Raw genomic sequence first — 25,381 nt, 5'->3', positions numbered from 1 at the left:
CAGTAAGACCGAAGTGCAGCCGCTGACGCGCGCCTTGATGCGCCGTCACCCCGGGGAGCGGCCATAGCCACGCATGGCGCGACGCGAGCATCACCGCGTTGGGAGACGAGGAAATGACCATGAGTGAGTTAACGGCACGAAGGCCGGACCCGCCGAGCAGGCGGTACAGCTTCACCGGCCCCAATGAGGCGCGGACGGTCCGACTCGCCCGGGATTGGGTGGCCTGCCTGTTGCAGGTGCTCGGGCACCCGCTGCTCGTCGAGGCGGCGAGGCTATGCACTTCCGAGGCAGTGACCAACACGCACATGCACACCCATGCGCCAGCGATCACGGTCGAGGTGTCCGTGACGGATGCCCGCGTGTTCGTGTTCGTCATGGATGACGAGGCGGCAAACTCACTGCCCGCCGAACTTCCTGAGGTGTCGACCACCCGGCAGAGCGGGCGGGGGCTGCGTCTGATCGCCGAATACGCCGAGGTCTGGAACGTGATTCAGGGCATCGGAACGCACAAAACGGTGTGGTTCAGCTTGGCCGAGAACCAGGGGGCCCGGTGCTCTTCTTGACCGTGCCGTTTGATGGCGTGGGCGTCTCAGTGCCCAGGTGCGGCGATGGCCTTTGGCTCCGCCTCGACGAGCGCACGATCGTCGAGATCTCGGCCCCCGCCGGGCGCCGTCTTGTTCATGCGCTCGCCGACGTCCTCGACCTTGAGGTGCGACCCCGGGCCGGCGTGAACGGGGTGATCGCGTGATCCTCGCTACCTCTGCCGAGCGTGCGTTCTGGGGAGTGACGGTGCTCTCTGTCAGCCTTGCCGTGCTCGCCCTGATCGCGATCTACCTGTCGATGCCCTCGCCCCTACGCGCCATGACGCCCCCGCCTGTTGACCATGCCGGACACACCTGCACCTGCTACTGCTGGAGTGACCCCGTGCGGGTGGCATTCCAGCCCGTGACCGAACCCGAGCCGGAACACGCCCCGAGGCGCGGCCGACACGCACGGCTCGATCAGCCGCCCCAAGTCCCCCGGGTCCGCCCGAAAACGCCTCCCGACGTGGGGGGCGGATGCCGGAGAGGGGAAGCAAGGTGGTGCCGTTGACGGCGAGTTCCCCCGAGGCCGCGACGGCCGAGAAGGGCGAGACCACCGCGAGGACCGCTGCGGCGGCCAGGGCGCCGAGAACGGTGGAGAGACGACGTGCCATAACTCACACCTACCTTCATCGGAAGAGCCGGGGCAGATCGCCCAAGCTCTACGCCTGGCAATGAGAGCCGCTCCGAAGGGCAACGCGCGCCCCGCCGCACACCTCCACCCGGGTACCCGCGACGCTCCTCCCGGCCCCCGCCGACGCCCCACCCGCCGCCCCCGCCCCGCGTCGCCCAGTAGCAACTTCCCTCGCACAAAAGCGGGTTGTGAGGTCCCGGTCCCGACCTGACGGAGAAAAAGAGGAACGGGCGGCGAACTGATGGATTCCCGGTCGGTTCCTTCTCGGGCCCGCCGCGCTGTGTGAGTTTCGTTGGTGACGTTCTCACCGAGAAGCCGCGTCAGCGTGGCGGCACACAACCTGAGGGGCTGTACCTATGATTCCTGTCCAGGCCAGCGACAAGGGCCTCTACATGGGACTCGTCGCCGAACGGGCAGCCGCGGACCACGGCGACCAGATCATCATCCTCGACCACGACCTGGACCTGCTCCCGGACGCCGGACGCGAGATGACCTTCGCCCAGCTCGCCGAGCACATCGACGACATGGCGGCCCGCCTCCACGCGGCCGGCGTGCGCACGACCGAGCGCGTGGCCATCCACAAGTCCGACGGCCTGGACATCAACATCCTCTCCAGCGCGGTTTCCCGGCTCGGTGCCGTACCCGTACAGCTCTCCCCGGCGCTCGACGCCAACAGCGTCGTCGCGCTGCTGCGGCGGCTGGACCACCCGTACCTGATCACCGACACCGCGAAGCTGGACGGCCCGTTCGCGGGCATCCCGCTGGGCGACTTCACCGTCAAGGTGATCAGCGCGAACGGAGCCCGTGAGGGCGCCGTCTCCATCGAGGAGTTCGCCGGAGCGCCCCGCCAGGCCCCGGTCGTCCCGCACCTGGACCTCCCGGCGCTGATGACCCACACCTCGGGCACCACCGGACTGCCCAAGCTCGTGGTCCACTCCGCCCGCACGCTCCACGGCCGCTACCGCCCCCAGGCCAAGCTCTTCGACATGATCCGCGAGCACGAGACCGTGGCCATGCACGTGTCGTACGTGCACTCGCGGATGCCGCTGGCGCTCGCCGTCCTGCTGCCCCGGGGCCACCGCACGATCATCATGAGCGACGCGGACCCCGAGAAGGCCGCCGCGCTGTGGGCCGAGACCCGGCCCGGGTTCATCGAGTCGCACCCCAACTCCTTCATGGAGTGGGAGGTGCTGGCCGATCACCCCCTCAGACCGCTCGCGAACGTCAAGTACTTCAGCACCACCTTCGACGCCATCCACCCCAGCACCATGCACAAGCTGCTGCACGCCACCGACCGCAGCTCGCCGCTCTTCTACCAGATCTACGGGCAGAGCGAGACGGGCCCGCTGGTCGGCCGCGCCTTCACCCGCTCCACGGCGCTCGGCGCGGACGGCCGCTGCCAGGGCAACGCGTTCCCCTCCGACACCAAGTTCCGTCTCGTCAGCCGCAACGGCCAGGAAGTCACCCGGGACAACCCCGGCTACATCGACGTACAGGCCGCCGGACGGTGCCTGGGCTACTTCGGCGAGCGGGAGCGCTACGACGCCCAGGTGTTCGGCGGCTGGTGGCGCGGTATGGACCTCGGGTACCGCACCGACGAGGGCTGTCTGCACCTGCTGGACCGCGAGGTCGACGCGATACCCGGCGTCCACTCGACGCTGGAGATCGAGGACACCGTCATCGGCCGCCTGGACGAGCTGACCGAACTGGTCGTCGTCCCGGGCGTGGACAAGGAGCCCGTGCCGGTGCTGTGCACCCGCGACGACCTGCCGATCGACCCGCGGCGCTGGAAGACGGCGACCGCCGAGTGGCCGCAGCTCGCCGACCCCGTCCAGATGAAGCTCTCCGAACTCCCGCGCACCGCCACGATGAAGGTGCAGCGGCTCGAACTCACCGCCCGGCTGCTCCGGCTGCGCGCCGCGGACAACCCGTCCTGATCCCCGTCCAGCCCCTGCCCTGAACTGCCTCTGACCTGCCCTGACCCTGCTCTGACCCTTCCCCGACCCCGTCCTGACCCCGTCCTGATTCCGGCCTCCCGGCCACAGCAAGGAGGACCCACGTGACTGCCGGCGATGCCGACGTCCTGATCGTCGGAGGCGGACCGACCGGACTGCTCGCCGCGTGCGAGCTGCTGCGGCGCGGTGTCCGCGTCCGGATCGTCGACCGTGCCCCCGCGCCCGCCGGGGTGCCCAAGGCCCTGTCGCTGTGGCCGCGGGTGCGGGACATCCTCACGGACGTGGGAGTCGGCGAGGAGGTGCGGCGCGCGTCCGTCCCCGTCCACGCGTTCCGCTACTTCTCCGACCGCAGGCCGGTCGCCTCGCTCACCTTCACCGACGACCTGGCGGCCCGCCAGATCCCGCAGTACGAGACCGAACGCATCCTCACCGCACGCCTGCACGAGCTGGGCGCAAAAGTCGAGCGCGGGGTGCGGCTGCTCTGCCTCGACGACGTGGACTTCTCGGGGGACATCGAGGCCTCCGGCCCGGTGACCGCCGTCCTGGACCACGGCGACGGCCTGGTGGAACGCTTCCGGGCCCCCTTCGTCATCGGCGCCGACGGCGCCGGCAGCACGGTACGGGGACAGCTGGGCATCGGCTTCGAGGGCCGCACCTACGAGATGGCGTTCGCCCTGGTCGACACCTACATCGAGGGCCACCTGCCGCCGGACGAGATCGCGTACTACCAGAGCCCCACGGGCACCCTGGTCGTCGTGCCGCAGCCGGCGGGGGTGTTCCGCTTCCTGTCCGTGATGCCCCAGGGCGCCGCGATGTCCCGGCACGACATGCAGCAGCTCATCGACGCGCGCGGCCCGCGGGGCGTGCGCATCACCGAGCCGGTCTGGGAGACCGTCTTCCGGGTGCACGCCCGCCGCGCCGCCGCGTTCCGGCGCGGCCGGGTCTTCCTGGCCGGCGACTCCGCCCACGTGCACAGCCCGGCCGGCGGCCAGGGCATGAACAACGGCCTCCAGGACGCCCACAACCTCGCCTGGAAGCTGGCCGCGGTGATCCAGGGCCGCTCCCCGTCCACCCTCCTGGACGGCTACGGCCCGGAACGCGCCGAGGCCACCCGCCGCATCGTCCGCGACACCGACCTGCACACCCGGGCACTGACCGCCCGGAGCGCCGCCCGGGTGACCGCCCGGGACACCGCGTTCACACTGCTGGACCGCTCCGGCGCGGCGGCCCGGCTGTACGCGCCGGTGATGGCCGGACGGCGGCTCGCCTACCCCGCCGAGCGGGACACCCAGCAGCCGTCCAGCCGGGCCTGCCGGGCCCGCGGCCGGCTGCCCGGCGCGGTCGGGCCGGGCAGTGTCTTCCCGCGCCGGGCCGCCTCGGCACTCGGCTCGGCGGGCCCGGACGCGGACCCGCGGGCCTGGACGCTGCTGCTGCGCCCGCCCTCCGGCGACCCCGGGTGGGCGGCCGAGGCCGGGCACGTCGCGGCCCGGCGGCCGGGGCTGACCGTGCTCCGGCCGGACGACGGCCCGGCCCGCGCCGACGGGATCTGCACCCGGCCCGGCTACTACCTGATACGCCCGGACGGCCATATCGCCGCCCACGGCCACGCCCGCGACCTGAACCGGCTGGAACACGAACTCGCCCTGGCCCTCACCCCCGGGGCCGCACCGAACACCCCGCGCACACCGAGCACGTCCACGAGCGGCGCCCTGCCCGGAAGACCGAGCTGATCCCCACCCCCGGCCCCGTCCGCCCCGGCCGAACGCACTGTCCGCCCCGGACACCCCGCACGACTCGCCCGCACGACAACACCCGTACGACCCACCCGTGGGGCCGCCGCCCTGGCCCGCCGGGACCACCTCCCGCTCGATCCTCCCGAAGGGTTCACGAAAGTCATGACAACCGTCGACGCACCGGTGTCCACCGACACCAGCCCAACCCCTTCGCCCGTCAAGGGCTGGCTCGCCGTCCTGGCGGTGACCCTGGGCATCTTCTCCCTGATGACCTCCGAACTCCTGCCGGTGGGTCTGCTCACCCCGATCGGCTCCGCCCTGAACGTGTCCGAGGGCACGACGGGCCTGATGGTGACCGTCCCCGGCCTGGTCGCGGCCATCTCGGCGCCCCTGGTCACCGTGGCGACCACCCGCATCGACCGCCGTATCGTGCTGGCCGTCCTGATCGGCCTGATGGGCGCGGCCAACCTCGCCTCCGCCTTCGCCGACAGCTTCACCGTCATCCTGATCGCCCGCTTCCTCATCGGCATCGCCGTCGGCGGTTTCTGGGCCCTCGCCGGTGGCATCGCGCTGCGCCTGGTCCCGAAGAAGCACGTCCCCCGCGCCACCGCGGTGATCTTCGGCGGCGTCGAGACCGCCTCGGTCCTGGGCGTTCCCACCGGTACCTTCATCGGCGACCTCAGCGACTGGCGCACCGCCTTCATGTGCGTCGGCATCCTCGGCCTCATCGCCCTGGCGCTCATGCTCTGCCTGATGCCGAAGGTGCCCGCCGAGCAGTCGATCCGCTTCTCGGACCTGCCGAACGTCTTCAAGGGCAACGCGGGCGTCCGCGCCGGCATCGCCATGACGTTCCTCGTCATCACCGGCCACTTCCTGGCCTACACCTTCGTCCGCCCGGTGCTCACCGGTGACGGCATCGACGGCAGCATGATCGGTGTGCTGCTGCTCGTCTTCGGCATCGCCGGCATCACCGGCAACTTCATCGCCGGCGCGCTGATCGGCACCCGGCTGCGGCAGACCGTCGTGGCCATCGCCGTGACGATCACCGCGGCGCTGGTGCTCCTCGCGGTGGTCGACACCAACGTGTGGACCGCGGGCGCCATCATGATCCTCTGGGGGCTGGGGTACGGCGCGGTGCCGGTCACCTTCCAGACCTGGATTCTCGAAGCGGCCCCCGACGCCACCGAGGCCGCGTCCTCCCTCTACGTCTCCGCCTTCAACTTGTCCATCGCGCTCGGCGCCCTGTTCGGCGGCCTCGCCGTCGACGGCATCTCCACCACGAGCGTCCTGTGGATCGGCGCGGCCCTGGCCATCGTCACCCTGGCGACCGTCAGCGGACGCAACAAGTCCACCCTGACCTCCTCCGGAGGCTGAGCCACCCCCACCCCCGCCCCGCCCCGCGCCCCCCTGGCCGCGGGGCGGAGCCGTGCCCACCCGACACCAGCCCCGCCGCCGGGACCGCGTGCGATCAGTCGGCCGTCGCGCGCCACCGGTGTGTCAGCCGCACCGCGCCGTAGGCACCCCAGAGCCACACGAACAGTGCCATGGCGGCCGTGGTGGCGAGTACGGCGCTCAGCACCGGCCAGGAGTGGGACGCCCCGTTGGAGTGGGCTCCGTCCGTCATGGGCGTGGACAGCCAGTAGTGGGTGGCCAGGCCGATCAGCGAAGCGGCCGACAGGGGGAGGAACAGGGTGAAGAACGAGGTGCTGAGGTAGATCGTCCGGTTGCCGGAGAGCACGCTCAGCGCGGTGATCTGGCGGCTGAAGCGGACGAACTCCGCGAGGTTCGACACGATGATGGAGACCGCGATGACGACGATCGCGAAGGCGCCGGACAGCAGGACCCACCGCCCCAGGCGGTCGTACTCGTTCGCGCTGGTCAGCGAGGCACCGCCTATGGTCTCGACCGAAATGCCCATGCTGAAGTGCCGGTTCGCGGCCTCCTTCACCGCGGGCACCGGGATCTGCTGTCCCGCCTCCCCCACCAGCACGACGATGGAACCCGCAGGCGTCGGTGTCTGCCGTACCGCCAGGTTCCGGCCGGCCGAGTTCCAGGCGGAGAGCTCTTGGACCCGTACGTCCGCGTTCCGCAGGTCGACCGGTACCGGTTCCGGCGCGCAGGGAAGGGCGAGCCGTCGCAACACCTCGCACGGGCCGCCCAGTTCGAAGGTCCCCTTCTCCGGGTCGAGGTCCAGCCGCAGGACCCCGACCCCGGCCGGCAGCGCGTCGAGGAACGCGCGCGGGGCCGGCGTGTCGTCGTCCACCCGCATCAGGAGGGCGCTGGACCCCACCCGGTCCGCCGTCTGCCGGGCCTGCACCACCGGCCCGGTGCCGCGGGTGACCCACAGCTGGGTCTGCCCGACGAGGACGAACGCGATGATCACCCCGGCCGTGAGCCGTACGGTCGCACCGGGCCAGGCCGCCGCCCAGCGCCCGGAGACGAGGGCGCCCGAGCGGCCCGTGCGGCGGCCCACGGCGGCCAGTCCGTGTCCGGCGGCCACGGCCGCGAGACCGATCAGCGAGGGCAGGGTCAGGACCGTGCCGCCCACCCCGATCAGGTAGCCCAGCAGACGCACGGTCGGATTCGGCGCCAGCCCGGGGCCCAGCACCGCGATGCACACCATGAACGGGCACAGGTAGGGCCACCAGCGGGGCAGCCGGGTCCGTACGAGACGCGGCCGGACCCCCTGGCCCCGGCCCTTCTGGCGCCGGTCCTGCGGCGGGTGGGTCAGGACGACGCACAGCAGGACGAGAGCCGCGGCCAGCGGCGGGGCGCCCAGAACGGCCCACCACCAGCGCCGCGCGTCGACGGAGGCGAGGGTGTAATCCACCCACGGCAGCCCGGTGTCGTGGGAGAGCGCCCACACGCTCATTCCCGCACCGGCGAGAGCACCGACGGCCACCGGAAGCGCGGCCTCACCCACATTGATGGCGGCGCGGACCCGCGCGCCGCCGCCCAGGGCCCCCAGCAGCGCCGTGCGCTGGTCACGGCTGTCCGATCCGGCCCGCGCGGCGGACACGGACAGGGCCGCCGCCGGTATCGCCCCCATGAAGACGAGGATGCCCAGCAGCAGGTAGCGGGGTTTGACGAACGAGCCCTCGCCGATGCTGGAGGGGGTGGCCGAACCGAATCCGCTGACGGGCCACATCCGGCCGCTGTCCCCGCCGCCTTCGCTGTCACCGTCGCCGGGGGTCACGAACGGCCGTACGTACGCGATCCGTTCAGCCGGGCTCGCCAGCCCCTCCTTCCCGATCGTGCCGACCAGGGCGCCGTACCGGGTCGTGATGCCCTCGTCCCGTCCCGCCGCGAGCAGCGCCGGGGACAGGACCGCCTGGCCCGGCTCCGGCCATGCCGACAACCCGGGCGGCAACGGGGCACCCTCGACCAGCGGCACCAGCTGGACGACCTGGAACTGCAGGTCGTCCACCACGTCGAACGTGGGCCGGTACAGCAGGCGCGCCTGCGCGCCCTCCGAGGCATGGACCGGTGAACGGGCCGCGTCCCGCAGGTCCCGCCCCTCGTACGCGGCGAAGACCAGCGTGAACGCGCAGACCACCAGGCTCACGGCGACGGTGGCGCAGGCGAGCGCGACGCATCTCGCCCGCCCCGCCGACGCCTCACGGCCCGCCGCCGCCCCGACCCGTAACAACTGCCACCACAGGGGCACGCGCCGCCCTCGGCCCACCGGGTCCATCCGGTTCCTCCGGCTCACACCGTGCTCCTTGTCCGCAGCCCGCCGTCGACGAGACGCAGCACGCGATCGGCGCGGTTGGCGACCTGCTCGTCGTGGGTGACGACCAGCAGGCCGCACTCCCAGCGGCTCGGCACCTGGAACAGCAGGTCCGCGACACTGTCGCGGTTCGCGTCGTCCAGCGCGCCCGTCGGTTCGTCGGCGAGCAGCAGCACCGGCTTGTTGATCAGGGCCCGGGCCACCGCCGTGCGCTGACGCTCACCGCCCGACAGGGTCCCGGTCGAGCGCGCCGCGGTGGGAACCCCCAGTTCCGTCAGCAACGTCCGGGCGTCCTCGTACGCCTCCCCGCGCGAGGCACCCGAGAGGAGACCCGCCAGCGCCACGTTCTCCACCGGTGTGAGCTCCGGCAGCAGCTCGCCGAACTGGAACACCACCCCCGTATGGGCGCCGCGGTGCCGCGCCAGCTCCCGGCGCCTCATCCGCGTGATGTCGGAGCCCGCCACCCTCACCACCCCCTGCGGACTCACCAGGCCGAGGGCGCACGAGATCAGTGTGCTCTTCCCGCTGCCGCTGGGACCCATCACGGCGACGGACTCACCCACCGTCAGCCGGAGACCGAGATCTCCGAACAGGGTGCGGTCGCCGATGGTGTACTCCAGCGACTCGAACTCCAGCGCCGTGGATACCCGCGTCTCGTTCGACACGGTGTGCTTTGCCATGTTCCCTACTCACTGAGCGTGACGTGGGGCCACCGGACCCGGTGACCGCTCCGGCGGGTGCCGTGCGCCGCACGTCGGCCCGGGCCACCCGCCCCGCCGACCACGAGAACACGCCCGCGCCCGCCCCGGGCCCTGATCGCGGAAAACCCCTGCCCCCGCACGAAAGTGGGGGACAGGGGTTCCCGTGATGAACGGCCGTGCTCCGCGTGCGATCCGTACGGGCCCGGCCCGGGGACGTGCGGTGGTAGGGCTACCCGGTGAGGCCCGCGCGGACCACGACGCCCCGGAGGTGGTCCTCGAAGGAGGCGCCCGCCTCCTTCGTGACGGTGCGCAGCGCGACCATCGCGGTGAGGATCACGTCGTTCAGCTCCTTCTCCACGTCCGTCATGGTGTGGGAGGCACCCTTGCGCGGGTTGAACGCGGTGGCCCCGATGAGGGCCTCGGAGACCTCGCCGACCTCCTCGGTGATCTTCAGGACGCGGGCCATCAGCCGCCCGTCCTCGGGCGTCTCGGCATCCAGCCAGTCCACGATGCGCTCGATGTCCGCCCACACGCCGGTGTCGGTCATGGTGTGCTCCTCTGGTGCTTCATCCGGATCTTGATCAAGTCGACGATGTCGCGAGCTATTCCGACCGGTTCTGCAGCGGTGCAGTCGATCGTGACACTCTCAACACCCCTGCCGCGCAGGAAGGTCACGGCCTGCTCGTAGTAGTCGCGCTCGGTGAATGAGCTGTCGCTCATCTCTTCGAACCGGGAGTGCACGCCCCGCTCGGCGAGCCGCTTGGACGTGACCTCAGGGTCGGCGGTGAGTACCACTTGGATGTCGGGCATGAGCAGTGGCTGGTTCAGCTCCCAGACGGTGGCCTGCGGCAGCCCGTCCATGTGCTGGAGCACCAGTGAGGACGTGATGTACCGGTCACAGACCACGATGGCGCCCAGGCCCATCTGGGGCTGGATCTCGTGTTCGACGTGGTGGTGGCGGTCTCCGGCGATCAGGCAGGCCAATGCGTACCCCTGGTACGTCCCGGTGCACTGCCGGATGGCCCGGCCGATCGTCGTCATCGACGGCTCGGTGGTTTCGTACGAAGGGATTCCGGCGTGCGCGAGCTGTCGGCAGACCTCGGCGGTCACGCTGGACTTGCCGACTCCTCCCGGGCCGTCGACGGCGACCAGTAGACCCCGGCTCACGACATGCCGACCAGGGGTAGTACACGCGAGTGCTCCGGCACCCGGGGGCACTGCTCGGTGTCCACCGCGCCGATCCGTTCTCCGGCCGCGACGACAGCCGCCGGGCAGCCCTTCCCGCAGCCGTCCGACAGCTTGCAAGAGCCACAGGTCGGATTGTTGCCGACCTTCCACCGATCGTGGAAGCGGTAGGCATCCAGGCGGGCCGCGATGTCGTCGTGCTCGAAGATGTTACCGACGATGAAGTCAGTGTCGGGGTGCTGGGATACCTGGGTGCGCGCCGCGAACACCAGGTACGGGCAGACCGTCACCTCCCCCTTGGCGAACACGTAGATGATGGTGCCCGCTTCGCAACCCGACAGCGGCTTGTCCGCGTTGGGGAACCGGATGTGCGCGATGTCCAGGTCCGCCGTCGCGAACGGCTCTGTCATCTCATGGATGCGCCGCATGTGCTCGTCCGGGCGGCGCAGTTTCCTCTGAACTTTCTCGCCACGCCCCATGGGACCGAGGGGGTTCATCAGCACGTACTTCGCGCCGTTGGCCCGGGCGAACTCGCACAGCTCTACGTACTCGCGGTCCTCGGCGAGGTTGTTCGGTGTGCACAGGAGCCCTTGTGCCCACGTCCCCGAACCGCTTCACCGTGTCGACGGTTGTGTGGAACGACTGCCGGTCGCCCCGGAACTTGCCGTGGGAATCGGCCGCGAAGCCGTCCAGGGACACGTTCATGTGGACTTCGCCGATGGCAACGAGTGCGGCGATCTGCTTGTCCGTCGTCAGTGTGGCGTTCGTGCACACTCCGACGCTCATCCTGGCCCTCCGGAATGCCCGGACCACCTCAATGATGTCGGGGTGCAGGAACGGTTCCCCGCCGGTCAGCGTGACGCGGTCCACGCGGGCGGCGATCAGCTGGGGGATTACCTGCTCTCGGATCGCGGCCAGAGGCATGGTGTGCCCGGCCTTCGTCGCGGACACGAAGCAGTGCCCGCAGTGCAGGTTGCAGGGCTCGTTGATCTGGATCAGCGCCTTGCGGCGCCCATAGCTCACGGTCGTACGGAAGTAGCAGGACGCGGCCCGTCCCGCTGACAAGATCGGTCGTGCGGCCATCGGTGTGCCTCGCTTCCTTTCGGTGTGGCCCCTGACGGCCGCCAGGTTCCTGGAGGCCGTCAGGGAGGGAAAGCAGCTGCGCGGGGTGGCTTCGGGGTAGCTGGTGGTGAAGGGAGCGCATGCCGACGAGGTGTTGCCGGTCACCTCACGGCCGGCGGTGAAGCCGACGAATGTCGCAGGTCAGGTTGTTCAACCGAGTTCCAGATCCGCCCATACCTGCTTGCCCGTACCTGCAGCCCGGCTGCCCCAGGCACGGGTCAGCGCCTGAACGAGGACCAGCCCGCGTCGGCTCTCCGCGAGCAGGTCACCGGCGCCCGTTCGCGGAAGGACCGGGCTGTCGTCGGTGACGGTGATCCGCACCCGTTGTGCACCGGTCCAGGTCACATCCACGCCGATCTCACCCGTCCCCGTGTGCTGTATGGCATTGGCGACGATCTCCGTCGCCGCGAGCTGGGCATCGTCGACCAGGCACTCCAGGCCCCACGTCCCGAGGTAAAGGCCGATGTCGGCCCTGACCTTGGCAAGGGCCGCTGGTTCGTTGGGGTACTGCGCCTGATAGCACGGGGGCCCGATCGGGGCGGCGTTCACGAAGTGCTGCCCGGGGCCCATCACGCTTCCCCCGCGAGACTGGGAGCGGAGAGGAGGCACTGCTGATCGAGGTACGGCTCGAAGGTTCTTGAGGAGCAGTCCTCGGAACGGTGGTGCTGTCGGGCAAAGTGACCGGCTGGGTGATCGCCGGGGTGTGTTCTGTGCTGGTCCTGCGCTGGCTCGTCATCATCGACCTCGGCGGTCTCGTGTCGGGCGAGGGGTGGTTCCGCTGACCCAGGGAATGCGATGACAGAGCGCCACGAATCGATCATGAACTGACGCGCGGTCATCTCCCGCTGGACCCTTATCGCGCTCCTATTGGCGGTCTCTGCGCAATGCGAGCGCGCGAACCGCCTTATGTAGAACAGGAGTTCGCTATCGCCGCGAGTTCACGACGTGTCAGGCTGCGTCTATGACGCAGAAACGTGCTACCCCGACGCTCAAGAGACGTCGCGTAGGCTCCCACCTGCGTCGCTATCGCGAGGACGTTCCTCTCAAGTCCGGCGACGCGGCGAAGCTCATGAGCTGGGACATCACGCGCCTCACTCGTATCGAACGCGGGCTCTACCGCATCTCCGCCGAGGAAGTGCGAGCGCTGGCCAAGGCGTACGGGGTCACTGATCAAGCCGCCGTCGATGTCCTGGCGAGTGCTGCTGAGGAGCCGCCCGACATCGGCTGGTGGACACCCTTCCGCGATGCCGGAGCCCAGGACCTGCTGGATTACATCGCTGCGGAGTCGGAGGCGGAGAGCATCCGCATCTGGACGCCGACCAACATTCCGGCGCTCCTCCAGACTCCTGCCTACACACGTGAACTCATGTCAACATCGGTCGATCGCCGCCTGCGCGGGAGACTGGAGCGGCTGGTTGCGTTGCGGATGGCCCGCCAGCAGGTTCTGACACGGCCTGGAGAGCCGGTCACATGCCGGTTCCTCGTACCCGAGTACGCCTTCTACGGCCAGTTCAAGGGCGGCGGATCGGTCATCAAGGACCAGCTGCGCCGCCTCTTTGACGCCTCGTACCACGAGAACGTCGAGATCCGTGTCGTACCACTCTCCACCATGCCGCACGGAGGGCACTTCGCCTTCACCCTGCTGACGTTTCCGCACCCGTGGCGGCCTCTGCTGAGCGTGGACAACCAGCAGGGCGGGATGCTCTTGGACGACCCGGCCGAGTTCGAGACATCCGAGGCGATGTTCGCTCAGATCGCCTCTGTCGCACTTCCCGTGGAAGAGACACGGGAGCTCATCACCAAGCACCTGGAAGGGACCAACAAGTGATCATCGACCAGTCACAGCTCTCGTGGCGGAAGTCCAGCTACAGCCAGGAGGGCGGTAACAGCTGCGTGGAGGTCGCAGCACCCGTTCCCACCACTGGTCTGTTCGTCCGTGACTCCAAGGTCACCGACGGCCCCGTGCTCAAGTTCGAGGCGGCGGCCTGGGCGGCTTTCCGTACCTCGGTGCAGGCTTCCGGCTGGTAGCAGCGGTCCCCTCCCTGGCGGACGCGAGGAGGGGCCGCGCGAACACATCGTCAGCGCCGGCGCCGACAACTCATGGGCCGGGCCGCCGCCTTCGCGGGTGGGGGCCCGGTTTCGTGGTACGGGTACCAACGCGCCAGGCTGAGGTGAGGCAGAACACCGGGCCGCTCCGGCCTGCCGGGCGGATCTCCACGGACAGATCCCCACGGGCATCGCCGGAACAGGCACCACCGGCCGTTGTCCCCGGGTGGTCCCGTGCGTACGCGCGGTAGCGTGGTCGTCACCGTCGATGAGGGGATTGCTCCCGTGGACGACCCGATCCGGCACCCCCTCGCCTACGCCCGTGCCTTGCGCGGCTGGTCCCAGAGCGACCTCGTGGCGCGCCTGCACCGTGCTGCCGCGACGCGGCCCGAGGGGCTCCGGTCCGGTGCCGACAAGGCGGCCGTCAGCAGGTGGGAGAACGGCCGCAAGACGCCGAACCCCGAATCCCAGCTGCTGATCGCGGACGCCTTCGGCGTGCCCGCCCGCGACCTGCGGCGGTACCCGTGGCCCCACTGGCTCCCGGGCCGGGACGACCCGGTGCCGCTCGGGGCGGCGTACACCGTCCGCGCCCTACGAGACGCACAGAGAGCCGCGATGAACCGTGAACGCCGTACCTTCCTGGCCTCCAGCGCGTCCGCCCTCGCCGGGCCGGCCTCCCAGTGGGCCGCCCTCGCACCCGACCGGCTCACGGCCGCGCTCGGCGGGCGCCGCGTCGACGACGGGCTCGTGGACCGGCTGGAGGAGACCAGTACCCAACTGACCGCCCTGCCGACCGAACGGCGCCAGCACACCGTCAAGCTGATGGACGCCCACCTCGCCACCGTGACCGACCTCCTCGAAGGCGCCCGCTACGGCGAGACCACCGGCCGCCGCCCGCACCACCTGGCGGCCTCCCTCTCCAGCGCGTGCGGCTGGTACCGCTTCGACCAGGGCCGGCACTACGCGGCCGGCACGCTCTGGAACGCCGCCCTCACCAACGCGCACACCGCCCGCGACCGGGACCTCGGCGCCGGGGTCCTGTCCGACTTCGCCTACCGGTCGATCTGGCTCGGCCGGCCCGCGTCCGCCGTGGAACCCCTGGGCCAGGCCCTGGTCCACACGTCCCACCCCACCGCCCGCGCACTGCTCCACCTGCGCAGGGCCGGGCCCACGCCGCCCTCGGGGCGGCGGCCGACTGCCACCGCGACCTCGCCGCCGCCGAGACCGCCCTGCTGACCGACGCGACCGGCCCCGCCCCGGCCTGGTGCTCGTGGATGTCCCCCGCCGACCTGGCCGTGGACTCCGGCCGCTGCCTCCTCGACCTCGGCCGCACGGAAGGGGCCCGCGCCCGCATCGGCGAAGGGCTGGCGCTGCTTCCCCGGGCCCGGGACAAGACGCGCGGGGTCTTTCGTACCTACGAGGCCCGAAGCCTCCTCCGGGCCCGCGAGGTCGAACAGGCCCTCGTCGTCGCCACCGAGTCGCTCGACCTCGCCACCCGCATCGGCGCCGACCGCTGCGTCACCCTGGTCCGCGAACTCGCCCCCGCCTTCACGCCCTACCGGCAGGTGGACGGCGTCCCCGAGTTCCTCGAACGCCTCCGCCCCGCCTGACCCGTCCGGACCGGCCGGGATCGTGGGGTGATCCGGGCGGGGGCAGAGGCGTTCGGGGTCAGAGGCGTTCGGGGGTGCGGATGCCCAGGAGGGACATGCCCTTGGTCAGGGTGCGGGCCGTCAGGTCGCACAGGAAGAGACGGTTCTCGACCTGCTCGGGGGTCTCGGCCTTCAGGACCGGGCACTCCGAGTAGAAGGTCGTGTAGAGCGAGGCCACCTGGTACAGGTACGCGGCCAGCTTGTGCGGCGCGTACTCGGCCGCCGCCTCCGCGACCAGCTCGCCGAAGTGGTCCAGGTGCAGCCCGAGCGCCCGCTCGGACGGCGCGAGCGCCAGCTCCGGGTGCGCGACCGGCTCGCGGTCGCCCGCCTTGCGCAGGATGGACTGGATACGGGCGTACGCGTACTGGAGGTACACGGAGGTGTCACCCGTCAGCGACACCATCTGGTCCAGGTCGAACTTGTAGTCGCGCGCGGCCGAGGTCGACAGGTCCGCGTACTTGACGGCGCCGATGCCGACCTGCGCCGCCCGCTCGGAGATCTCGTCCTCCGTCAGGTCCTGGGCCTTCTCGCGCACGACGGCCGCCGCCCGCTCGACGGCCTCGTCCAGCAGGTCCACCAGCCGCACCGTCTCGCCCTCACGGGTCTTGAACGGCTTGCCGTCCTTGCCCAGGACGGTGCCGAAGGCCAGCTGCACGGCCTTGACCCCGTCGTTCAGCCAGCCCGCCCGGCGCGCCGTCTCGAAGACCATCTTGAAGTGCAGCGCCTGCCGCGCGTCCACCACGTACAGCAGGGTGGAGGCGTGCAGCGCGCCGACGCGGTCGCGGATCGCGGAGAGGTCGGTGGCCGCGTAGCCGAAGCCGCCGTCCGACTTCTGGACGATCAGCGGGGTCGGGTTGCCGTCCGGGCCCTTGACGTCGTCGAAGAAGACGCAGAGCGCGCCGTTGGAGCGGACGGCGACGCCCGACTTCTCCAGCAGTTCGCAGGTCTCGGTCAGCATGTCGTTGTAGCCGGACTCGCCGACCACGTCCGGGTCCTGGATGTCCATGTCCAGCTTGGTGAAGACGGAGTAGAAGTAGATCTTCGACTCGTCCACGAACCGCTGCCACAGCGCCAGCGTCCCGGCGTCACCGGCCTGGAGCTCCACCACCCGGGCGCGGGCCCGCGTCTTGAACTCCTCGTCGGAGTCGAAGAGCGCCCGCGACGCCTTGTAGAGGCGGTTCAGGTTGGACATGGCCTCCTCGCCGGAGACCTCCGCGCCGGACGCCCCGGCGCCGTCCTCGCCCCGGTGGTCGAGCTCGTGCGGGTGCTCGATCAGGTACTGGATGAGCATGCCGAACTGGGTGCCCCAGTCCCCGATGTGGTGACGGCGCACCACCTTCTCGCCCGTGAACTCCAGGATCTCCACCATCGCCGCGCCGATCACGGCGGACCGCAGGTGACCGACGTGCATCTCCTTGGCCACGTTCGGCTGCGCGTAGTCGATCACCGTGGTGCCCGGCTCCTGCGTGAGGGGGACGCCGAGGCGGTCGTCGCCCGCACGGGCCGCCAGCGTCTCGATGATCGCCCGGTCGGTGAGGGTGATGTTCAGGAAGCCGGGGCCGGAGACCTCGATCTCCTGGATGAGGTCACCCGTGGGCAGGGCCTCCACGACGGTCGCCGCCAGCTCGCGCGGGTTGGCCTTGGCCTTCTTCGCGAGCGCCAGGATGCCGTTGGCCTGGAAGTCGGCCCGGTCGCTCCGTCGCAGCAGGGGGTCGGCGGCGCCGGCCTCCGGCAGCGCCGCCGCGAGGGCGTCCGCGACGCGCTGGGTGACGGAGGAAGCGAGGGAAGGGACCGAGGCCATGAGCTGCCGTTCCTGTGAGGGTGCACGGGTGTCGCACGGGGTGGGGTCGCACGGGTGAGGCCGTGCGGTGGGGTGGTACGGGTGAGGTTGCGCGGGTGGGGTCACACGGTGAGGTTGCGTGGTGGGGTTGTACGGGTGAGGTTGCACGGGGTTGTTCCGACGACTGCCGAGTATCCCACGCGGCGACCGCCCCCTTTCCGTGATGTACGGGCCCCGGGCAACCCCGGAGCGGCCTCTCCCGTCTGGGAGAATGGCTTAAGCCAGCATTCGAGATAGAAGGACGTGTCGTGGCTCAGAGCAGCACCGAGACCGACTGGGTCTCCCGTTTCGCGGACGAGGTCATCGCCGAGGCGGAGCGCCGAGCACCCGGCGCGCAGACACCGGCGCAGAGCTCAGCGCAGACACCGGCGGGGACGTCGGCCGCCACCGCTCCGGTGGTCGTCGTCGCGTCCGGACTCTCCCCCTCCGGCCCGATCCACCTCGGCAACCTCCGCGAGGTCATGACCCCGCACCTGGTCGCGGACGAGATCCGCCGCCGGGGCATCGCCGTCCGTCACCTGATCTCGTGGGACGACTACGACCGCTACCGCAAGGTCCCGGCCGGCGTCCCCGGCGTGGACGAGTCCTGGGCCCAGCACATCGGCAAGCCGCTGACCGCGGTCCCCGCCCCGGCCGGGTCCCCGTACGGCAGCTGGGCCGAGCACTTCAAGGCCGCCATGGTCGAGGCGCTGGCCGAGCTGGGCGTCGAGTATGACCCGATCAGCCAGACCGAGCAGTACACGAGCGGTGTCTACCGCGAGCAGGTCCTGCACGCGATGAAGCACCGCGGCGACATCGACGCCGTGCTCGACCAGTACCGCACCAAGCAGAAGCCGGGCGGCAAGAAGCCCCAGCAGAAGCCGGTGGACGAGGCCGAGCTGGAGGCCGCCGAGGGCTCCGGCGCGGCGGCCGAGGACGACGGCAGCGCGGCCGGCACCGAGTACTTCCCGTACAAGCCGTACTGCGGGCGGTGCGGCAAGGACTTCACCAAGGTCACCGCGTACGACGACGAGACCACCGAGCTGACCTACGTCTGCACCGAGGACGAGTACACCGAGACGGTCAAGCTCAGCGAGTTCAACCGCGGCAAGCTCGTCTGGAAGGTCGACTGGCCGATGCGCTGGGCCTTCGAGGGCGTGGTCTTCGAGCCCTCCGGCGTCGACCACTCCTCGCCCGGCTCGTCCTTCCAGGTCGGCGGCCAGATCGTGCACATCTTCGGCGGCGAGCAGCCGATCGGACCGATGTACGCGTTCGTCGGCATCTCCGGCATGGCCAAGATGTCCTCCAGCAAGGGCGGGGTCCCGACCCCGGCCGACGCGCTGAAGATCATGGAGCCGCAGCTGCTGCGCTGGCTCTACGCGCGCCGCCGCCCGAACCAGTCCTTCAAGATCGCCTTCGACCAGGAGATCCAGCGGCTGTACGACGAGTGGGACAAGCTGGAGGCCAAGGTCGCGGACGGCTCCGTCCTGCCCGCCGACGCCGCCGCGCACACCCGCGCCGTCCGCACCGCCGCCGGCGAGCTGCCGCGCACCCCGCGCCCGATGCCGTACCGCACGCTCGCCTCGGTCGTGGACATCACCGCCGGGCACGACGAGCAGACGCTGCGCATCCTCAGCGACCTGGACCCGGAGACGCCGCTGACCTCGCTGGACGAGGTCCGGCCGCGACTGGACCGCGCCGAGAACTGGATCACCACCCAGGTCCCGGCCGACCAGCGCACCCTGGTCCGCGACGAGCCGGACACCGAGCTGCTGTCCTCCCTCGACGAGGAGGGCCGCACCTCGCTGCGGCTGCTGGTGGAGGGCCTGGACTCGCACTGGTCGCTCGACGGCCTGACCACGCTGGTCTACGGCGTCCCGAAGGTCATGGCGGGCCTGGAGCCCGACGCCAAGCCGACCCCGGAGCTCAAGGTCGCGCAGCGCACCTTCTTCGCGCTCCTCTACCGCCTCCTGGTCACCCGGGAGACGGGCCCCCGCCTCCCCACCCTCCTCCTGGCGGTGGGCGCGGACCGCGTCCGCAAGCTCCTGGCGGCCTGACACCCGCAGACCCCGGCTCCACGGAAGGGCCCGCACCCCGGCTTTCGCCCCGGGGCGCGGGCCCTTCCGTAGGTCCGGGGCCTGCTGCGGTGCGTACGGGCCTTCGCGGTGCCGGACCTTCGCGTACGGACCTTCGCGTACGGACCTTCGCGTACGGGGACCCGTGCGCGGGTGCGGGCTGCGGCGCGGGCGGGCCCGTCCTACGCGATGTGCTCGTTCTCCAGGTCCGTCTGGTAGCGCTGCTTCAGCGCCGGCATCATGCGGCGGATCAGCGCGGCGCTGCGCGGGTGCACGATCGCGTGGCGGTCCGTGAGGTGGATGTCCACCTGTTCCGGGGTGGGGAACTGCCCGTACTCGTCGATGAAGGAGCGGAAGACCTCGTAGGCGGCCTCGGCGAACTTCACCTCGTCGAGCTCGGGCTCGTCCGCGCCGTCCCCGCTGTTCCCGCCGTCCGCGTCGCGCTCGGGGTCGGGGAGTTCGGGCTGCTCGGGGCCGGGCCCCGGGGTGGCCTCGCCGTCCGGGAGCGGGCCCGTCGGGGGCATCACCGGGGTCGGCTCCAGGCCCTCCACCACGTGCGGGTTGTAGCCGCCCTCGTACGCGGCCTGCGGGGCGCGCGGCCCGGCGAACCAGGCGCTGTTGTGCGCGGCGGGCATGGCGGTCGGGTCCACGGCGAAGGGCGCCGGGCCGATGAGGACGGCCCCTGCCTCACCCGGCTGGAGCGGCTGCTGCGCGTGGTGCTGCGCGTGGTGCTGCTGGGGCTGGTGCTGCTCCTGGGGGCCCTTGGTGAACACCGGGCCGCCCTGCGACTGGCCCTGCCCCGCCTGGTCCTGCCCCTGGGCGGCCGGGGCCTGGGCGGCCGGGGCCGGGGCCTCGGCGTGCGGCTGCTGCGGCTGCTGCGGCTGCTGCGGTTGCTGTGCCTGCTGGTGTCCGGGGTGCTGCTGGGTCTGCTGCGGTTGCTGGGCTTCCTGCGCCCCCGGAGCCGGGGCCCCCTGGACGGGTCCCGCAGCCGGGGCGGTGACCGCGACGGCGGTCGCGACGGCAGCGGTGGCGACGGTCGCGACGGCGGTGCCTGCGGCGGCCGGCAGGGCCGGGGCGGTGGCCGCAGCCGGGACCGCCGCAGCCACCGGGGCGGCCGGGGGCAGGAGGATCGGGGTGATGCCCGCCGCCGCCAGCCCCTCCGGGGCCGTCTGCGACAGCGGTACCCCGATCCGCGCCAGCCGCAGCGGCATCAGCGCCTCCACCGGGGCCTTGCGCCGCCACGCCCGCCCGAACCGCGCCTGCAGCCGCGCCTGGTAGATCAGCCGGTCCTGTTCCATGCTGACCGCCTGCTCGTAGGAGCGCAGCTCCCACAGCTTCATCCGGCGCCACAGCTTGAAGGTCGGCACCGGCGACAGCAGCCACCGGGTGATCCGTACGCCTTCCATGTGCCGGTCGGCGGTGATGTCCGCGATCCGGCCCACCGCGTGCCGGGCCGCCTCGACGGTGACCACGAAGAGGATCGGGATCACGGAGTGCATGCCGACGCCCAGCGGGTCCGGCCAGGCCGCCGCGCCGTTGAACGCGATGGTCGCGGCCGTCAGCAGCCACGCCGTCTGGCGCAGGAGCGGGAAGGGAATCCGGATCCAGGTCAGCAGCAGATCCAGCGCGAGCAGGACGCAGATGCCCGCGTCGATGCCGATCGGGAACACCACCGAGAAACTGCCGAACCCTTTCTGCAACGCCAGCTCGCGCACCGCCGAGTACGAGCCGGCGAAGCCGATCCCCGCGATGACCACGGCTCCGGCCACGACGATGCCGATGAGTATCCGGTGTGTACGCGTCAGCTGCATCGCGGCCACCCGCGATCCCCTCCCCTTGTCGAGCTATGGCAGGCACAGCGTACGGGTGACCGGACGTCAGCGGCCCCACAGCCCCCTCGGCCCCCCCTCGGCCCCCTCGCCCCCCCTGAGGACCAGTGCCGTGCCTACGGGCGTGCCTCTACTGCTGGGGCTGCTGCGAAGGCTGCTGTCCCTGGGCCGGCTGCTGCTGGTTGGCCGTGTCGACCGAGGCCACCGTCTCCTTGGCCGCCGCGATCGCGTCCTGGAGCAGCTTGGCCGGGTCGGGGGCGCCCGCGCCCTCGTACGCGGCGCCGTTGTAGTCGAGGGTGACCACCACGTTGTGGGTGCGCACCACGAGCGTCGTGTTGAAGAAGTCGGCGTCCTTCTTCATGGTGTGGACGACCGAGGTGGCCTGGTCGCCGATGCCGCCGGACGGCTCCGCCTTGACGTTCTGCGCGCCCTCGGTCGCCTTCGCGGTCTCGACCTGCTTCGTGTACTGCTCCTCGGCGCGCTTGTTCGCGGAGCCGAGCGAGGAGTGCGAGTCGTAGCGGACCAGCGAGACCGAGAGCCAGCGGTACTGCGAGCCCTTCAGGCCGTCCTCGTCCAGGCCGTTCCAGGAGCAGCTGGCGCGGCTGGACAGGTCGTTCGACTTGGCCGCCGTGCCGTTCTTGTCCTTGACCTCGGGGACGAGCGTCTCGACGGTCTTCGTCTGGAGCACCTTGCACGGGTCGGGCAGCGTGGCGAAAGCGGCCTTCTCCAGGGCGGCCGGGGGCTTGGTGCTCGGCTTGCCGGAGGCGGCGGCGGAGGGCTTCGTGCCGCCTTCCGACGCCGAACCCTTGCCCGAGTCGGACGAGCACCCGGCGACGGTGAGGATCACCGGGACGGCTGCGCAGGCGAGGACGCGAGTGAGGCGCGAGGCTGATCGGTGCATGGTTCCTTCAGTGCGTGTGTGGGCGGTACATATCGGTCATCTGCGGGCAGGGGGCCCGGTCCACGGTAGCCCGACCCGGCGCCCGCCTGCTGTGCGCGCCGTCACGTGAGCCCCGTACGCCCCCTTGGTCCGGCCCCGGTCAGTCGCTGAGCCGCTCGGCCAGGGCCTGCGCCAACTGCCGTGCCCGGTCCTGGGTTTCGGTGCTCGGCGGGACCGCTCCGGGCAGCGCGGGCTGCACGGCGTACTCGACGGTGACGATGACGTTCGAGGTGCGGAACACGATCCGCACGGTCCGGGCCTGCGCCGCGCTGGCCCCGGCCGCGCTGAGCTTGTCGTCGAGGAACGCCTCGCTCCCGAGCCCCTCCAGGACCCGGGACCCCAGCTCGGGCGCCGGGCCGGGAGCAGCCGAATTGCTCGCTCCGGTGGTGGGTCCGGTCCCGGGCACGGGGGTGGCACCGGGCGCGGGCGACGAGGGCGGCGCGGTCCCGGCGGACGGCTGCGCCGGGGTGGTGGCAGGGGCGCCGACGGGCGGGGCGGGGGAGGAGGAGGTCGGGGTGGGCTGGGTGGCGGTGGTCGCGGGGGCGGGCAGGCGGGCGTCGGTGAGGCGGCGGGTGTAGACCTCCTGCGCCTTCTCGTCGTCGCTGGTGGTGGCCCGGTCGTAGGAGATGACGCGCTCGAAGCCGACCGACAGCAGCCGGGTCTCCTCGGGCGTCTGCGCGCTCCAGCGGCAGCCGACGCGCCGGTCGCCGTCGTAGGAGACGTCCGGGGTCCCCTCGTAGAGCTGCTCGACCTGCCCCTCGGTGAGGGTGTCGGCGGCCGGGAGCATGGCCCGCAGCCGCTTGCCCTCGGTGGCCTTGCAGGCGGAGGGCAGGCTCCGGTACTTCCCGGGCGGCGCGGGCGGCGCGGCGCTGCTGCCCGCCTTCGCGTCGGTGGTGCCCCCGCCGCCGCTGCCGCCACTGCACCCGGTCAGACCGGCCGCCCCGGCGACGAGCGCGGTGAGCACCGCGATGCCGGGCAGGACTCGCCGTACCGCCTTGCGCTGCACGTCCCATGACTCCCTTCGACCGGCCGGCCCCCCGGCGGTCAGGAAAAATGCTTTGCCGCGCCTCGGGCACGGATGGACACAATGTCTATCGCACACGGTCTGCCGCACACACGCGGGTACCGCCGCCGGGCCCCTGTCGTGGAGGGACCCACGGGCGGAGACGTCTCCGCGCTTCCCTGCGCGTTTTCTGCACTTTCCAAGTTTTCTGTGGTCTTCGGGGGATGGACAGCTCATGCCGTACGTAGAGGTGCCCGGGGCGAACGTGGCGATCCGGATGTGGACGGACCCGGCGTCGGTCGAGGAGGGCGCGATGCGCCAGCTCCGCAACACCGCGACCCTGCCCTGGATCAAGGGCCTGGCCGTCATGCCGGACGTGCACTACGGCAAGGGTGCCACGGTCGGCTCGGTCATCGCGATGAAGGATGCCGTCTGTCCGGCGGCGGTCGGCGTCGACATCGGCTGCGGCATGTCGGCCGTACGGACCTCCCTGACCGAGAACGACCTGCCGGGGGACCTGTCGCGGCTGCGCTCGCAGATCGAGAAGGCGATCCCGGTGGGCGCGGCCATGCACCGCGACCCGGTGGACCCGGCGCGGCTGTACGGCTTCACGGAGACGGGGTACGGGGACCTCTGGGACCGCTTCGACGACCTCGCGGACGAGGTGAAGTACCGCCGCGACCGGGCGATGCGCCAGCTCGGCAGCCTCGGGGGCGGAAACCACTTCTGCGAGGTCTGCGTCGACTCCTGCGGCACGGTCTGGCTCATGCTCCACTCGGGCTCCCGCAACATCGGCAACGAGCTGGCCGAGTTCCACATCGACGTGGCCCGCGGCCTCACCCACAACCAGGGCCTCGTCGACCAGGACCTCGCCGTCTTCCTCGCGGCCACGCCCCAGATGGCGGCGTACCGCGGTGACCTCTTCTGGGCGCAGGAGTACGCCAAGTACAACCGCGCCGTGATGATGAGCCTCTTCAAGGAGGTCGTCCGCAAGGAGTTCCGGAAGGCGAAGGTCTCCTTCGACCACGAGATCAGCTGCCACCACAACTACGTGGCGGAGGAGCGGTACGAGGGCATGGACCTGCTGGTCACGCGGAAGGGCGCGATCCGCGCGGGCGGCGGCGAGTACGGGATCATCCCGGGCTCGATGGGCACGGGCTCGTACATCGTCCGGGGCCTGGGCAACGAGAAGTCCTTCCACTCCGCCTCGCACGGCGCGGGCCGCGCGATGAGCCGCACGGCGGCGCGCCGCCGCTTCTCGGCGCGCGACCTGGCCGAGCAGACGCGGGGCGTGGAGTGCCGCAAGGACGCGGGCGTGGTGGACGAGATCCCGGGCGCGTACAAGTCGATCGAGCACGTCATCGAGCAGCAGACGGACCTGGTGGAGGTCGTGGCCAAGCTCCGGCAGGTCGTCTGCGTCAAGGGCTGACCCCTCTGCGTCAAGGGCTGATCCGGCGCGGGAGGTGGCGCGGTGGCGGTACGGGAGTAGAGCGAGGAGCGGTGCTGGGCCCAACTCCCCTCTCTCTCAAGGGGTTTCGGTCGGATCAAGTGCCGCGCGGGGGTTGACGCTGGTAGATGGTCCAGACCAAGGTGTGCGACATGTGGAGATCCCGCGCGCTTCTCGCCGCGCTCGCGTCCCTGTCCCTCGCACTCGGAGCTGCCGGTTCCGCTCAGGCCGGGGTCGGGCTGCCGCCCGTCGTCTCGCACGTGCCGACCGGCGAGAAGGTCGTGTTCATCACCATCGACGACGGCTGGAACCACGACCCGGAGGCCGCCCGCATCCTCCTGGAGAAGCGGGTCCCCGCCACGCTCTTCCTGCTGCCGGGGGCGACCTCGTACGACACCGCGTACTTCACCGCGCTCACCGGGAAGACCGGGCCGGGGCGGGCCACCGTCGAGAACCACACGGTCAGCCACCCGGACCTGACCACCCTCGACGCGGCGGGCAAGGACGCCGAGGTGTGCGGGGCCCGGGAGCAGCTGGCCGCGACCTTCGGGCGGGAACCGAAGCTGCTGCGTCCGCCGTACATGGCCCTCAACGACGACGTGCGGCTCGCCGCGAAGGCGTGCGGGGTCAAGGCGGTCGTGACCTGGACGCACGACTTCACCACCTGGGGCGGGACGCCCGCGACCCCGACGCTCAAGGCCGGGGACATCGTGCTGCTCCACTTCACGCCGACCCTGGCCGCGGACCTCCAGCGGGCCCTGGACGCGGCGAAGGCCGCCGGGCTGAAGCCGGCTCCCCTGATGCCGCACCTGAGGGCGGCGGGGCTGGTCTAGTGCTGTGACCGGAAAGGTTTGCCGGTGAGCCCGCGGCGTCCGGTGCGACTGCGTTCGCTGCGCTCACTTCGTCTCGGCTCTTGCCTTGATCCTTCGGAT

Annotated in this window: 23 protein-coding genes; 12 read left to right on the top strand and 11 right to left on the bottom strand. The window is 71.2% G+C overall.

Annotation, left to right across the window (positions count from 1 at the left end; genetic code table 11):
• The first annotated feature begins 119 nt into the window (after positions 1–119).
• The 5 genes from ACIA5F_RS19475 (at position 120) to ACIA5F_RS19455 (ending at position 6,277) form a co-directional block, all read left to right on the top strand.
• Positions 120–563 (top strand): ATP-binding protein, encoded by a 444-nt coding sequence (locus ACIA5F_RS19475; protein WP_399354535.1) that lies wholly within the window; start codon positions 120–122, stop codon positions 561–563.
• Positions 551–748 (top strand): hypothetical protein, encoded by a 198-nt coding sequence (locus tag ACIA5F_RS19470; protein ID WP_399354533.1) that lies wholly within the window; start codon positions 551–553, stop codon positions 746–748. Before ACIA5F_RS19475 ends, ACIA5F_RS19470 begins: the two co-directional genes overlap by 13 nt.
• 823 nt (positions 749–1,571) lie before the next feature.
• Positions 1,572–3,152 carry a class I adenylate-forming enzyme family protein gene (locus tag ACIA5F_RS19465; RefSeq protein WP_399354531.1) on the top strand — a complete coding sequence of 527 codons (1,581 nt, stop codon included), beginning with the start codon at positions 1,572–1,574 and terminating at the stop codon, positions 3,150–3,152.
• Positions 3,153–3,274: 122 nt separating this feature from the next.
• A complete protein-coding gene (locus ACIA5F_RS19460) occupies positions 3,275–4,900 on the top strand; it encodes an FAD-dependent monooxygenase (protein WP_399354529.1) in 1,626 nt (541 codons plus the stop codon).
• A gap of 165 nt (positions 4,901–5,065) precedes the next feature.
• Positions 5,066–6,277 (top strand): MFS transporter, encoded by a 1,212-nt coding sequence (locus ACIA5F_RS19455; protein ID WP_399354527.1) that lies wholly within the window; start codon positions 5,066–5,068, stop codon positions 6,275–6,277.
• Between the two features lie 94 nt (positions 6,278–6,371).
• On the opposite strand, the gene ACIA5F_RS19450 is transcribed toward ACIA5F_RS19455, so the two are convergent.
• From ACIA5F_RS19450 to ACIA5F_RS19420, 7 genes are all read right to left on the bottom strand, one after another.
• Complete coding sequence (locus ACIA5F_RS19450; protein ID WP_399354525.1) at positions 6,372–8,615, bottom strand: hypothetical protein; 2,244 nt, start codon at positions 8,613–8,615, stop codon at positions 6,372–6,374.
• The gene (locus ACIA5F_RS19445; protein ID WP_399354523.1) at positions 8,612–9,313 is read right to left on the bottom strand and encodes an ABC transporter ATP-binding protein; all 702 of its coding nucleotides are present in this window, start codon (positions 9,311–9,313) and stop codon (positions 8,612–8,614) included. Before ACIA5F_RS19445 ends, ACIA5F_RS19450 begins: the two co-directional genes overlap by 4 nt.
• A 250-nt stretch (positions 9,314–9,563) precedes the next feature.
• Complete coding sequence (locus ACIA5F_RS19440) at positions 9,564–9,881, bottom strand: MazG-like family protein (RefSeq protein WP_399354521.1); 318 nt, start codon at positions 9,879–9,881, stop codon at positions 9,564–9,566.
• Positions 9,878–10,501, bottom strand: a complete 624-nt coding sequence (gene tmk, locus ACIA5F_RS19435; RefSeq protein ID WP_399354519.1) for a dTMP kinase — start codon at positions 10,499–10,501, stop codon at positions 9,878–9,880. Before tmk ends, ACIA5F_RS19440 begins: the two co-directional genes overlap by 4 nt.
• A complete protein-coding gene (locus ACIA5F_RS19430; RefSeq protein ID WP_399354517.1) occupies positions 10,498–11,016 on the bottom strand; it encodes an SPASM domain-containing protein in 519 nt (172 codons plus the stop codon). The genes tmk and ACIA5F_RS19430 overlap by 4 nt, the downstream gene beginning before the upstream one ends.
• Positions 10,931–11,443, bottom strand: a complete 513-nt coding sequence (locus tag ACIA5F_RS19425; RefSeq protein ID WP_399354743.1) for a radical SAM protein — start codon at positions 11,441–11,443, stop codon at positions 10,931–10,933. Before ACIA5F_RS19425 ends, ACIA5F_RS19430 begins: the two co-directional genes overlap by 86 nt.
• 348 nt (positions 11,444–11,791) lie before the next feature.
• Positions 11,792–12,211 (bottom strand): ATP-binding protein, encoded by a 420-nt coding sequence (locus ACIA5F_RS19420; protein WP_399354515.1) that lies wholly within the window; start codon positions 12,209–12,211, stop codon positions 11,792–11,794.
• 391 nt (positions 12,212–12,602) lie between these two features.
• Between ACIA5F_RS19420 and ACIA5F_RS19415 the strand changes: the two genes are divergently transcribed.
• The 4 genes from ACIA5F_RS19415 (at position 12,603) to ACIA5F_RS19400 (ending at position 15,297) form a co-directional block, all read left to right on the top strand.
• Positions 12,603–13,469 carry a helix-turn-helix domain-containing protein gene (locus ACIA5F_RS19415; RefSeq protein WP_399354513.1) on the top strand — a complete coding sequence of 289 codons (867 nt, stop codon included), beginning with the start codon at positions 12,603–12,605 and terminating at the stop codon, positions 13,467–13,469.
• A complete protein-coding gene (locus tag ACIA5F_RS19410; protein WP_399354511.1) occupies positions 13,466–13,669 on the top strand; it encodes a DUF397 domain-containing protein in 204 nt (67 codons plus the stop codon). The genes ACIA5F_RS19415 and ACIA5F_RS19410 overlap by 4 nt, the downstream gene beginning before the upstream one ends.
• A 303-nt stretch (positions 13,670–13,972) precedes the next feature.
• Positions 13,973–14,923, top strand: coding sequence for a helix-turn-helix transcriptional regulator (locus tag ACIA5F_RS19405; RefSeq protein ID WP_399354509.1), 951 nt, complete (start codon positions 13,973–13,975; stop codon positions 14,921–14,923).
• A gap of 38 nt (positions 14,924–14,961) precedes the next feature.
• Positions 14,962–15,297 carry a hypothetical protein gene (locus tag ACIA5F_RS19400; RefSeq protein WP_399354507.1) on the top strand — a complete coding sequence of 112 codons (336 nt, stop codon included), beginning with the start codon at positions 14,962–14,964 and terminating at the stop codon, positions 15,295–15,297.
• 58 nt (positions 15,298–15,355) lie between these two features.
• On the opposite strand, the gene argS is transcribed toward ACIA5F_RS19400, so the two are convergent.
• Positions 15,356–17,137, bottom strand: a complete 1,782-nt coding sequence (gene argS / locus ACIA5F_RS19395) for an arginine--tRNA ligase (RefSeq protein ID WP_399354505.1) — start codon at positions 17,135–17,137, stop codon at positions 15,356–15,358.
• A 287-nt stretch (positions 17,138–17,424) separates the two neighbouring features.
• Between argS and lysS the strand changes: the two genes are divergently transcribed.
• Complete coding sequence (lysS, locus tag ACIA5F_RS19390) at positions 17,425–19,212, top strand: lysine--tRNA ligase (RefSeq protein WP_399354503.1); 1,788 nt, start codon at positions 17,425–17,427, stop codon at positions 19,210–19,212.
• Positions 19,213–19,412: 200 nt separating this feature from the next.
• On the opposite strand, the gene ACIA5F_RS19385 is transcribed toward lysS, so the two are convergent.
• From ACIA5F_RS19385 to ACIA5F_RS19375, 3 genes are all read right to left on the bottom strand, one after another.
• On the bottom strand, positions 19,413–21,050 hold the full coding sequence (locus ACIA5F_RS19385; protein ID WP_399354501.1) for a DUF2637 domain-containing protein: 1,638 nt from the start codon (positions 21,048–21,050) through the stop codon (positions 19,413–19,415).
• Between the two features lie 139 nt (positions 21,051–21,189).
• The gene (locus tag ACIA5F_RS19380; protein WP_399354499.1) at positions 21,190–21,960 is read right to left on the bottom strand and encodes a DUF3558 family protein; all 771 of its coding nucleotides are present in this window, start codon (positions 21,958–21,960) and stop codon (positions 21,190–21,192) included.
• 139 nt (positions 21,961–22,099) lie between these two features.
• Positions 22,100–23,005, bottom strand: a complete 906-nt coding sequence (locus tag ACIA5F_RS19375) for a DUF3558 domain-containing protein (protein WP_399354497.1) — start codon at positions 23,003–23,005, stop codon at positions 22,100–22,102.
• 232 nt (positions 23,006–23,237) lie between these two features.
• Between ACIA5F_RS19375 and ACIA5F_RS19370 the strand changes: the two genes are divergently transcribed.
• On the top strand, positions 23,238–24,431 hold the full coding sequence (locus ACIA5F_RS19370; protein ID WP_399354495.1) for an RtcB family protein: 1,194 nt from the start codon (positions 23,238–23,240) through the stop codon (positions 24,429–24,431).
• A 170-nt stretch (positions 24,432–24,601) separates the two neighbouring features.
• Positions 24,602–25,282 carry a polysaccharide deacetylase family protein gene (locus ACIA5F_RS19365; RefSeq protein WP_399354493.1) on the top strand — a complete coding sequence of 227 codons (681 nt, stop codon included), beginning with the start codon at positions 24,602–24,604 and terminating at the stop codon, positions 25,280–25,282.
• The last annotated feature ends 99 nt before the right edge of the window (positions 25,283–25,381 follow it).

It is taken from the genome of Streptomyces sp. NPDC051567, from assembly GCF_044454165.1.
In the GTDB taxonomy this organism is placed as follows: Bacteria; Actinomycetota; Actinomycetes; order Streptomycetales; family Streptomycetaceae; genus Streptomyces.
The sequence above is the reverse complement of the archived record's forward strand: the minus strand, read 5'-3'. Positions and strand labels throughout refer to the sequence as shown.

Bases quoted from the DNA above. Each gene is read 5' to 3' on its own strand.
- ACIA5F_RS19475 (WP_399354535.1), top strand. From the start codon at position 120: ATGAGTGAGTTAACGGCACGAAGGCCGGACCCGCCGAGCAGGCGGTAC.
- ACIA5F_RS19465 (WP_399354531.1), top strand. From the start codon at position 1,572: ATGATTCCTGTCCAGGCCAGCGACAAGGGCCTCTACATGGGACTCGTC.
- ACIA5F_RS19455 (WP_399354527.1), top strand. From the start codon at position 5,066: ATGACAACCGTCGACGCACCGGTGTCCACCGACACCAGCCCAACCCCT.
- ACIA5F_RS19445 (WP_399354523.1), bottom strand. From the start codon at position 9,313: ATGGCAAAGCACACCGTGTCGAACGAGACGCGGGTATCCACGGCGCTG.
- ACIA5F_RS19440 (WP_399354521.1), bottom strand. From the start codon at position 9,881: ATGACCGACACCGGCGTGTGGGCGGACATCGAGCGCATCGTGGACTGG.
- ACIA5F_RS19430 (WP_399354517.1), bottom strand. From the start codon at position 11,016: ATGAACCCCCTCGGTCCCATGGGGCGTGGCGAGAAAGTTCAGAGGAAA.
- ACIA5F_RS19425 (WP_399354743.1), bottom strand. From the start codon at position 11,443: ATGCCTCTGGCCGCGATCCGAGAGCAGGTAATCCCCCAGCTGATCGCC.
- ACIA5F_RS19420 (WP_399354515.1), bottom strand. From the start codon at position 12,211: ATGGGCCCCGGGCAGCACTTCGTGAACGCCGCCCCGATCGGGCCCCCG.
- ACIA5F_RS19415 (WP_399354513.1), top strand. From the start codon at position 12,603: ATGACGCAGAAACGTGCTACCCCGACGCTCAAGAGACGTCGCGTAGGC.
- ACIA5F_RS19400 (WP_399354507.1), top strand. From the start codon at position 14,962: ATGTCCCCCGCCGACCTGGCCGTGGACTCCGGCCGCTGCCTCCTCGAC.
- argS (WP_399354505.1), bottom strand. From the start codon at position 17,137: ATGGCCTCGGTCCCTTCCCTCGCTTCCTCCGTCACCCAGCGCGTCGCG.
- ACIA5F_RS19380 (WP_399354499.1), bottom strand. From the start codon at position 21,960: ATGCACCGATCAGCCTCGCGCCTCACTCGCGTCCTCGCCTGCGCAGCC.
- ACIA5F_RS19370 (WP_399354495.1), top strand. From the start codon at position 23,238: ATGCCGTACGTAGAGGTGCCCGGGGCGAACGTGGCGATCCGGATGTGG.
- ACIA5F_RS19365 (WP_399354493.1), top strand. From the start codon at position 24,602: ATGTGGAGATCCCGCGCGCTTCTCGCCGCGCTCGCGTCCCTGTCCCTC.